Source organism: Microbacterium sp. (assembly GCF_036566905.1).
In the GTDB taxonomy this organism is placed as follows: Bacteria; Actinomycetota; Actinomycetes; order Actinomycetales; family Microbacteriaceae; genus Microbacterium.
The window spans coordinates 1-9,209 of the sequence record NZ_DATCVK010000142.1 but is presented as its reverse complement, the minus strand read 5'-3'; the positions used below and the strand labels follow the sequence as shown (position 1 = coordinate 9,209).

The window sequence follows — 9,209 nt, the reverse complement described above, 5'->3', positions numbered from 1 at the left end:
ACGCCCTCGCCGACCGCCGCACGTGGGTGTGCGAGCTGCCCGGAGCCGCCGCGCGCATCCCGTGCGGCGGCACTCACGTCGCGTCGCTCCGGGAGCTCTCGGCGGCGACGGTCTCGTTCGCGCAGGCGACGGTCGAGGGCGGCGTCGAGCTCGTCATGACGACGACGGTGACGCGGGCCGAGGCACCGTGATGGCCCTCACGCTGCCCGAGCTGGCCGACGCGGGCCTCATCGACCCCGACTGGTCGACGGCGCTCGCGCCGGTGGCGCCCGATATCGCCGCGCTGGGCGACCGGCTCCGGACCGAGGTCGCCGAAGGCCGCCACTACCTGCCGGCGGGGGACCGGGTGCTGCGCGCGTTCCAGCGCCCGCTGCCCGACGTCAAAGTGCTCATCGTGGGGCAGGACCCGTACCCGACGCCGGGGCATCCGATCGGGCTGTCGTTCGCCGTCGATGCGCACGTGCGGCCGTTGCCGCGGAGCCTCGCGAACATCTACCAGGAGCTCGAGGCCGACCTCGGCATCCCGCGCGCTCCGCACGGCGACCTGTCGGCGTGGAGCGACCAGGGCGTCATGCTGCTCAACCGCGTGCTGACCGTCGCACCCGGGGCTCCGGCATCCCATCGGGGCTGGGGGTGGGAGAAGGTGACCGAGCACGCCATCCGCACGCTCGTCGCCAGGGACCAGCCGCTCGTCGCGATCCTGTGGGGGCGGGATGCCGCGAACCTGCGGCCGTTGCTCGCCGCGACGCCCATCATCGAGTCGCCGCACCCGTCGCCGCTGTCGGCCAGCCGGGGCTTCTTCGGCTCGCGGCCGTTCTCGCGCGCCAACGAACTGCTCGCCCAGCAGGGCGCAGCCCCCGTCGACTGGCGGCTGCCCGCCTAGGGTGCCCCGCACACCGGACATCGAGGAGGAGCGCATGCTCGAGGAGGAATACGAGAAGGATCGGCGGCGCCTGCCGCGGCATCTGCAGCGCCAGCCCGAGCCCGAGCGTCCCTTCTCGTTCACGATCCGGCCCGTCGAGGACCGCGACATGCCCGACATCCGCGAGATCTACAACTACTACGTCACCAACTCCGTGGTGACCTTCGACGAAGACATCTGGTCTGTCGGAAAGTGGCGCAAGAAGCGCGACGCCCTCGCCAAGCAGGGCCTGCCGTTCCTCGTCGCCGAGTCGCCCTCGGGGCAGATCCTCGGGTACGCGCTGGTGCAGCCGATGTCGAGCAAGTCGGCGTACCGGTACTCGGTCGAGAACTCGATCTACCTCGGGCAGGCGGCGACCGGGAAGGGCCTCGGCAAGGCGCTGCTCGAGGCGCTCATCGAGGCGAGCGAAGCGGTGGGCATCCGCCAGATGGTCGCGGTGATCAGCGACAAGGGCGCCGAGGGCTCGATCGCCCTGCACGAGAAGCTCGGCTTCGTCGAGGTCGGCCGCATGGGGCGCGTGGGATTCAAGTTCGGGCGCTGGCTCGGGACGATCTACATGCAGAAGGCCCTCACTCCGGTGAAGAAGAAGGGCATCTTCACCCGCTGAGCGTCACCGGCCCGGCCGCTCACGCTCCGCGGACGGGCCTTTGCGACTCCAGTCACGCACCGCGTCGACGAGTTCCCGCCAGGCACCGACGACCTCGTCGTCGAACAACTCCGCCTCCCGCGGATCCGTCCCCGACCAGCTCGCGCGGATGAACCACACGAAGCTGTCGGGCATCGGACTACGGGATCCGGCAGGCATCGTGGGCGCATCATCGGCGGCCTCCGGCGCTGCATTCCGCTGCGCGGCGGCGTCCTGGTCGTCCACTCCGGCGCCTGCTGCCGGGTGCGCCTCGTTCCACGGGCAGCGATCGATGAGCGAGATCCACTCGGGCGCCTCGGTCTCGGGCGGCTGGGCCGACCAGCGGCGCGTGATGCCGGCGATGCCGCCCGTGCGCGCGACGTCGACCTCGACCGCGGGCCGCGGTTCGGCTTCGTCAGTCGCGCCGGTCGTCTCAGGCGTCGGGTTCTGGGTCATCCGGGATCACGCCGACTCCCGACCACCCGGCGCGGACGGCGTCGACCTCCTCCGACTTCTCACCGTACTCCGCAGCCGCCGCGGCGAGGGTGGCGCGGGCGAACGTCGTGAAATCCGCTGTCGACGGCACCGTGCCGGAGGTGAGCGCGCGGTACCAGACGAGCCCCGCCTTCTCCCAGGCATGGCCGCCCAGCGCGGTCGCGACGAGGTAGAACGCGTGGTTCGGGATGCCGGAGTTGATGTGCACGCCCCCGTTGTCGTCGCGGGTATCGACGTAGTCGCGCATGTGGGCCGGCTGCGGATCCTTGCCGAGCACATCGTCGTCGTACGCCGTGCCGGGCGCGGCGAGGGACCGCAGCGCGCGCCCCTGTACGGCATCCGTGAAGATGCCCTCGCCGATGAGCCAGCTCGCCTCGTCGGCCGTCTGCCCGTTGCGGTGCTGCTCGGCGAGCGCGCCGAACACGTCGGCGATGGACTCGTTGAGCGCCCCCGACTGGCCGCGGTAGAGGAGCCCGCCCTCGTCCTCGACGACCCCGTGGGCAAGTTCGTGCGCGATGACGCTGAGCGAGCCGGTGAAGCCGCGGAACACCTCGTCGTCGCCGTCGCCGAACACCATGCGCTCGCCGTTCCAGAACGCGTTGTCGTAGTCGCGGCCGTAGTGGACCGTCGCCAGCAGCGAGCTGCCCGAGCCGTCGATGCTGTCGCGGGCGAACGCGTCCCACCAGAAGTCGTACGTCGCCCCGAGCCCGTCGAACGCCTCGTCGACGGCGGCGTCACCGGTAGCGGCGTCGTCCTCGCCGCGCACGCGCACACCCGGCACGACCTCGCGCTGCTGGGCGTCGGAGATCTCGCGATCGGGAGCCGGCGTGGCCTCGGCGACGAGCGTGCCGGGCTCCTGGATCGACAGCCGCAGCCGCGACCTCACGGGGCGATACTCGCGCGGCGCAGCGAGCGTGGAGCGGGCCGCCTCGGCGGCGCGCGCCCAGCCCTCCTCCTGCACGGCGGCGATACGAGCGAGCAGGTACGGCGGAACGATTCCGGGGGCCATGCTCCGAACCTATCGGCGGCCGCCGACGCCGGCTCTCGCCCCGCCGACTCGGCGCGGATGCCTCAGGAGGCGTCGGCGTCGATCACGGGGATGGATGCCAGCAGCCGCCGCGTGTACGCCACCTGCGGCTGCAGCAGCACCTTCTCGGTCGGCCCCTCCTCGACGATGCGGCCGTCCTTCATGACGACGACCTCGTCGCAGAGGTTCTGCACCACGCCGATGTCGTGCGAGACGAGCAGCAGCGTGAGCCCGTCCCTCACCCGCAGCTCGCCCAGCAGCTCGAGGATCTGGGCGCGCACCGTGACGTCCAGCGCCGAGAGCGGCTCGTCGCCGACGAGCAGGCGCGGGCGGTGCACGATGGCGCGGGCCAGGGCGATGCGCTGCCGCTGCCCGCCCGAGAACTCGTGGGGGAACCGGTCGGCCATGCCGGCCTCGAGTCCGACGTCGTCGAGCACCTCGCGCACGCGCGCCCGGCGGTCGCCGTCGATGCCGAGCGCCCACAGCGGCTCGCCGACGATGCGGCCCACGCTCATGCGGGGGTCGAGCGACGCGTAGGGGTCCTGGAACACGATCCCGGTCTGCCGGCGCAGCCAGTGCAGCGACCGCGTCGACGCGCGGGCGTCGACGGGACGTCCGTCGAACTCGACGGTACCGGCAGTGGGTCTGTCGAGGGCCAGCAGCAGTCGCACGAGGGTCGACTTGCCCGAGCCCGACTCGCCGATGAGGCCGACCGACGAGCCCTCGCGCACGTCGATGTCGGCATCCTCGAGTCCGGTCGTGAAGCTGCGCGGCTCGAACAGGCGCGTCTTCGGGGTGGGGTAGCGGCGCGTCAGCCCGCGGCCACGGATCAGCACGCTCACTCGGCACCACCCGGGCGCCAGAGGGTGGCGGTCGCATCGCGGAGCAGCTCCTGCGTGACCACGGATGCCGGTGCCGAGAGCAGCTGCGCCACCGGCGCCTGCTCGACCACGCGTCCGTGCTCGAGCACGACGCCGTGCGTGGCGATCTGCGACAGCACGGCGAGGTCGTGGGTGATGAAGACCAGCGACATGCCGTCGTCGCGCGCGAGCGACAGCAGGAGGTCGAGGATCTCGGCCTGGATGGTGACGTCGAGCGCCGTCGTCGGCTCGTCGGCGATCAGCAGCCGCGGGCGGCAGGCGAGGGCCATGGCGATCGCGACGCGCTGCCGCTGGCCGCCCGACAGCTGGTGCGGATAGCGGGCCACGATGCGGTCGGGGTCGGGGAGGGCGACTCGGGACGCCTCGGCGACGGCGCGGGCCGCGGCATCCCGCTTCGACAGTCCCTCGTGGATGCGGATCGACTCGGCGATCTGCCTGCCGACGGTGCGGATGGGGTTCAGGGCGGTGCGCGGCTCCTGGAACACGATGCCGATCTCGTCGCCGCGGAGCTGCGCCAGCTCGCCGTCGGCGAGGCCGAGGATCTCGCGGCCGTTCCAGCGCACGCTGCCGCCGGCGGTCGCGCCGTCGGGCAGCAGTCCCAGAATGGCGAGGGCGGTCAGCGACTTGCCCGACCCCGACTCGCCGATGAGGCCGACGCGGGCGCCGTCGGGAACGGCGAACGAGACGCCGTCGACGACGCGGCGGCCGCCGATCTCGATCGTGAGGTCGTCCACCTCGAGGCTCATGACACCACCTCGGGGATGTGCAGTCGCGCGCGGCGCGTGGCGAAGGGGCTGCGCGAGAGCGTGGGATCGGTGGCCTCGCGCAGGCCGTCGCCCAGCAGGTTGAGGCCGAGGACCGTGAGCGTGATGGCGAGACCCGGCCACACCACCGACAGGGGATGCACCGCGATGAACTGCTGCAGCTGCGCGAGCAGGAGGCCCCAGGACGGCTCGGTCACCGGCGCGCCGAAGCCGAGGTACGACAGGCCTGCCTCGGCGAGCACGGCGACCGCCATGCCCCACGAGAGCTGCACGATGAACACCGGTGCGACGTTGGGAAGCAGGTGCCGCCACAGATTCTGCGCCGGGGTGAGACCCGACGCGCGGCCGGCCAGCACGAAGTCGCTCTGCAGCACCCGTCGGAGCTCGGGGCGGGTCACCCGCGCGATGTTCACGCCGAAGCCGATGCCGACCGCCCAGATCACCACCCAGAGCGATCCGCCCCACACCGCCGAGATCATCATCGCGATGATGAGCACGGGGAACGCGATGAGGATGTCGACGAACACCGCCACCGACTCGCGCACCCACCGCGCGGTGAGCGCGCCGAGCGCGGCGAGCGAGATGCCGATCACCGTCGCGACGACCCCGGCGCCGACGGCGACGAACACCGTGGTGCGGGCGCCGGCCATGAGCAGGCTCAGGATGTCGCGGCCCGACCCGTCCGTGCCGAGCAGGTGCGGCCAGCCCGGAGGCGCCCAGCGGTCCGAGATCTCGACCTGCTGCGGGTCGAACGGCGTCCAGAAGCGCGCGACGACGGCGGTGAGGACGACCACCGCGACGACGATGAGGCCGAACCGGCCCGTCGACAGCGCCCACAGCCGCCGCAGCCACGCCCAGCGGGACGGGCGCCGCGCCGCAGCCGGCGCCGGTGCCCCGGAATCCGTCGACTCACCCGTCGGTGCTGGGTCGCCGGTCCCCGAACTCGTCGAACGGCTCACGACGCCTCCCGCTGTCGGGGGTCGATCACACGGTGCAGGAGGTCGACCACGAAGCCGACGATGAGCACGAACCCGGTGAGGGCGAGCAGCTCGCCCTGCACCTTGGGCAGATCGCGCGCGGCGACGTCGGCGACCAGCATGCGGCCGATGCCGGGGAGCGAGAAGAGCTGCTCGATGACGACGGCGCCGACGATGATGCCGGCCACCTGCAGGCCCAGCACGGTGATCACCGAGAGACCGACGACCGGCAGGCCGTGGCGGATGAGCGCCTGGTCGCGGGTGAGCCCCTTCGCCGCGGCCGTGCGCACGAAGTCCTGTCCGACGGCCTGGAGGGTGGCGCTGCGCACGAAGCGCAGCAGCATCGCGCCCTCGACGATGCCGATCGTGAGTGCGGGGAGGATCAGGGAGCGCAGCGCCGCCACCGGGTCGTTCCAGCCGGCACGGGGGAAGCCCTGCGCGGGGAGCCAGCCGAGCCAGACGGCGAAGACGACGACGAGCATCATGCCGGCCCAGACGACCGGGACCGCCGCGAGAGCCTGCGCCCCGACGCTGAGCGCCGTGCCGTCGGCGCGGCCGCGCCGCATCGCCGAGAGCACGCCGAGGGGCACGCTGATGACGACGGCGATGAGGAGCGACAGGATGCCGAGAGGCACCGTCACCTCGGCCTTCTGGGCGAGTTCGTCCACGACGCGGGAGCCCGTGAGCAGGGAGGTCCCCAGATCGCCGCGCAGGAGCCCGCCGATCCAGTCGAGGTACTGCTCCGGGAGCGGCCGGTCGAGACCGAGCCGCTCCCGGATGGCGTCCTGCTGCTCGGGGCTCGATCCGACACCCGCGATAAGATGCGCGATGTCACCCGGGAGCACCCGGAGGGTGACGAAGATCAGCACGCTGGCGACGAGAAGCCCGAGCAGAAGCAGGGCCAGACGGGTCAGCGTGTACCGGATCACCCGTTGCTCTTGGCGATCTCGGCGATGTTCAGGCGCTCGTTCACGTTGATCGAGGGCATACCGGTGATGTTAGTGCCGACCGCGACGACGGACGCGCCGTTGTACAGCCAGTCGGCGCCCGCGTCCTCCGACACGATGCGCGCGGCCTGCGTGAGCAGATCGGCCGCCTCGGCCTCGTCGGTCGCGGCGAGCGACTGGGCGTACAGCTCCTGCACCTCGGGGTTGTCGTAGGTGAAGTAGTAGTCCGGGTTCGCCCAGTTCTCGAAATCGTGGGCCTCGGTGTGCAGCACGAAACTGAGGTCGTAGTCGTGGTTCGTGTAGACGTCGGTGAGCCACGTGGTGAAGTCCACCGAGTTCACGTCGAGCGTGATGCCGACCTCGTCGAGGTCCGACACGAGGATCTGCGGGATCGTCGTCGAGTAGAAGCTCGGGATCGTGAGCGTGAGTTCGAGATCCTCGGCGCCGGCCTCCGCGAGGAGCGCCTTGGCGGCCTCCGGGTCGTAGGGGGCGACATCCGAGAGGTCCTCGTAGCCGGGGTCGAGCTCGGGGATCGGGCCGTACTGGGTCTGCCCCGACGCGAGCGCCTCGATGATGGCGTCGTGGTCGATCGCCTGACGGATCGCCTGGCGCACCCGCTTGTCGGCGAGCGGGCCCGACGTCTGATTGAAGGCGAGCGTTCCCTTGTCGGTGGACTGGCCGAGCACCAGCGAGAAGTCGCCGTTCGCCTCGACCTGGTCCTTCAGGTTCGCGTCGAACCCGGTGAGCACGTCGACCTCGCCCGCGAGCGCCGCGTTGAGCGCGGCCTGGTTGTCGGGGATGTAGTCGAACACGACCTCCGCCGCTCCCGCCTTGTCGCCCCAGTACGCGTCGTTGCGCGAGAAGGTGATGCTGTCGCCCTGTCGCCAGTCGGCGAGCACGAACGGGCCTGTGCCGTTCGCCGCGGTCTTGTAGTCGACCGTGTCGCCCTCCTTGAGGACGATGCCCGCACGGCCCGTGAGGTTCCACAGCAGCGTCGAGTCCGGCGCGCTGAGGGTGAGCGTGACGTCCTGCCCCTCGGCCGCGATCGACGTGACGTTCGCCAGTCGGGCGGAGTCCCGCCACTCCGGGGTGTCGCGGCGGGTGGTGAGCGACCATACGACGTCCTGCGGGGTCAGCTCCTGGCCGTCGTGGAAGGTGACGCCCTCGCGGAGCGTGAACGTGTACGTGAGACCGTCGGGAGAGACCGTCCAGTCGCTCGCGAGCGCCGGCACGATGTCCTGCTCGGGCGTGCGGGCGACGAGCCCCTGGTAGATGTTGTCGACGAGGATCTGGTCGAGGGCCGAGCCCGCCGTCTCGCGGATGTCGAGGTTGCCCGGCTCCAGCACCAGCCGGATCGCGACCGACGCGTCCGGGTCGGGCTCGCCGGGCGACGTCGGCGCGGTGTCGCCGCTCCCGCTGCTGCAGGCCGTGAGGACGAGAAGGCCGGCGGCGAGCAGCGAGGCGGCGGCGAGGGTGGTGCGGCGGAGCATGAAGATCCTTTCGGGGGAGGGTCCCGTGTGCTGTGCGGCGACTGTTGCTGTGTGCGCCCGCGACCGATCGGGGCGGCCGCCGGTGCGCGTAACAGCCTAGGGATACCGCGACGGCGAACGGCAACCCGCTACTCGGAACGCAACAGAAGCGTTAAGGCTTCCCCGATCGCGGAATCGACGCGGTCAGGACCCGCCGGCCAGGGTCCGCAGCCGTCCGCCGAGCTCGATCGGGATCTCCTCCTGCACGTTGTGTCCCGACGGCACCACCACGACGGATGCCTCGGGCACGCGTCGCAGGAACTCCGCGGCATCCGCTTCCGTGACGTACCCCCGGTCTCCGCGGAGCAGTGTCGTCGGTGCCGTGACGGCCGCGAGGTCGTCCCATCGGGATTCGCCGAGCACCGAGCCGACGGCGTCCTGCTGCGCGGCCGCCTCCGCCGCCGCTGCGGGGGAGGCGGCGGCCGCGTTCGCGAGGTGCGCGAAGTGGTGCTTCCATTCGACGCGCCCGTCCGGACGGACGCGGGAGTTGAAGTACACGCCGCGCTCGGCCTTGCGGCGCGTGCCGCCGCCCAGCCCGAACGCCAGTGCGCGGTCGACGAGCTCGTCGCGGGATGCCCAGTCCACGGGGCCGGCGAAGAACTCGCGGATCTGGGTGGGACCGGCGTTCGGGTCGACGCCGGGCGTGATGTCGATGACGACGAGCTGGCGCACGAGATCTGGACGGGATGCCGCGACCGCCGCCGCGGTGAGGCCGCCGAGCGACTGACCGACGAGCAGCTGGGGCCGATCCGTCCAGACCTCGATACCGGCCGCGACGTCGGGGGCGAGCACCCGGGCGATGTAGGCGAGGTCGTCGCGCCACGACGAGTCGCCATGCCCGGGCAGGTCGATCGCGAGGGCCGGGAGGCCGAGCGCCAGGATCGTGGTGTCCCACGTGTGGGCGTTGAGGCCGGCTCCGTGCAGGAAGGTCACCACCGGTGCCGCGTCGGGCGCGTCCGCGGTGGCGTAGCGCAGCGCGCTGAGCGTGCGGCCGTCGGGCACGGCGAGCGTGAGGCGCTCGCCGCGGGGCGTCGGGCCGTCG

10 protein-coding genes and 1 pseudogene are annotated in these 9,209 nt (G+C 71.9%); 3 read left to right on the top strand and 8 right to left on the bottom strand.

The window, feature by feature from the left end; translation table 11 throughout:
* The 3 genes and pseudogenes from VIP82_RS11020 to VIP82_RS11010 form a co-directional block, all read left to right on the top strand.
* A pseudogene (locus tag VIP82_RS11020) lies at positions 1-191 on the top strand (metal-dependent hydrolase); the annotation flags it as partial.
* Entirely contained in the window at positions 191-883 is a 693-nt protein-coding gene (locus VIP82_RS11015; RefSeq protein ID WP_331908472.1) for a uracil-DNA glycosylase, read from the top strand. The pseudogene VIP82_RS11020 and the gene VIP82_RS11015, both read left to right, overlap by 1 nt.
* Before the next feature lie 34 nt (positions 884-917).
* On the top strand, positions 918-1,529 hold the full coding sequence (locus VIP82_RS11010; RefSeq protein ID WP_331908470.1) for a GNAT family N-acetyltransferase: 612 nt from the start codon (positions 918-920) through the stop codon (positions 1,527-1,529).
* 3 nt (positions 1,530-1,532) lie between these two features.
* Here the strand turns inward: VIP82_RS11010 and VIP82_RS11005 are convergent, their stop codons facing one another.
* The 8 genes from VIP82_RS11005 to VIP82_RS10970 form a co-directional block, all read right to left on the bottom strand.
* Complete coding sequence (locus tag VIP82_RS11005; RefSeq protein WP_331908468.1) at positions 1,533-2,003, bottom strand: hypothetical protein; 471 nt, start codon at positions 2,001-2,003, stop codon at positions 1,533-1,535.
* The gene (locus tag VIP82_RS11000) at positions 1,981-3,051 is read right to left on the bottom strand and encodes a M4 family metallopeptidase (RefSeq protein ID WP_331908466.1); all 1,071 of its coding nucleotides are present in this window, start codon (positions 3,049-3,051) and stop codon (positions 1,981-1,983) included. The genes VIP82_RS11005 and VIP82_RS11000 overlap by 23 nt, the downstream gene beginning before the upstream one ends.
* A 62-nt stretch (positions 3,052-3,113) precedes the next feature.
* Positions 3,114-3,884 (bottom strand): ABC transporter ATP-binding protein, encoded by a 771-nt coding sequence (locus VIP82_RS10995; RefSeq protein WP_414684660.1) that lies wholly within the window; start codon positions 3,882-3,884, stop codon positions 3,114-3,116.
* A gap of 23 nt (positions 3,885-3,907) precedes the next feature.
* Positions 3,908-4,696 (bottom strand): ATP-binding cassette domain-containing protein, encoded by a 789-nt coding sequence (locus tag VIP82_RS10990; RefSeq protein WP_331908464.1) that lies wholly within the window; start codon positions 4,694-4,696, stop codon positions 3,908-3,910.
* Positions 4,693-5,562, bottom strand: a complete 870-nt coding sequence (locus VIP82_RS10985) for an ABC transporter permease (protein ID WP_331908474.1) — start codon at positions 5,560-5,562, stop codon at positions 4,693-4,695. Before VIP82_RS10985 ends, VIP82_RS10990 begins: the two co-directional genes overlap by 4 nt.
* A 107-nt stretch (positions 5,563-5,669) precedes the next feature.
* A complete protein-coding gene (locus VIP82_RS10980) occupies positions 5,670-6,620 on the bottom strand; it encodes an ABC transporter permease (RefSeq protein ID WP_331908462.1) in 951 nt (316 codons plus the stop codon).
* Positions 6,617-8,128 carry an ABC transporter substrate-binding protein gene (locus VIP82_RS10975; RefSeq protein ID WP_331908460.1) on the bottom strand — a complete coding sequence of 504 codons (1,512 nt, stop codon included), beginning with the start codon at positions 8,126-8,128 and terminating at the stop codon, positions 6,617-6,619. The genes VIP82_RS10980 and VIP82_RS10975 overlap by 4 nt, the downstream gene beginning before the upstream one ends.
* 183 nt (positions 8,129-8,311) lie before the next feature.
* Positions 8,312-9,209, bottom strand: an 898-nt coding sequence (locus tag VIP82_RS10970) for an alpha/beta fold hydrolase (RefSeq protein ID WP_331908458.1), incomplete at its 5' end; no start/stop codon positions are given.

Excerpts from the sequence above, each read along its gene's own strand:
- VIP82_RS10975 (WP_331908460.1), bottom strand. The coding sequence starts at position 8,128 with ATGCTCCGCCGCACCACCCTCGCCGCCGCCTCGCTGCTCGCCGCCGGC.
- VIP82_RS10990 (WP_331908464.1), bottom strand. The coding sequence starts at position 4,696 with ATGAGCCTCGAGGTGGACGACCTCACGATCGAGATCGGCGGCCGCCGC.
- VIP82_RS11010 (WP_331908470.1), top strand. The coding sequence starts at position 918 with ATGCTCGAGGAGGAATACGAGAAGGATCGGCGGCGCCTGCCGCGGCAT.
- VIP82_RS11000 (WP_331908466.1), bottom strand. The coding sequence starts at position 3,051 with ATGGCCCCCGGAATCGTTCCGCCGTACCTGCTCGCTCGTATCGCCGCC.
- VIP82_RS11005 (WP_331908468.1), bottom strand. The coding sequence starts at position 2,003 with ATGACCCAGAACCCGACGCCTGAGACGACCGGCGCGACTGACGAAGCC.
- VIP82_RS11015 (WP_331908472.1), top strand. The coding sequence starts at position 191 with ATGGCCCTCACGCTGCCCGAGCTGGCCGACGCGGGCCTCATCGACCCC.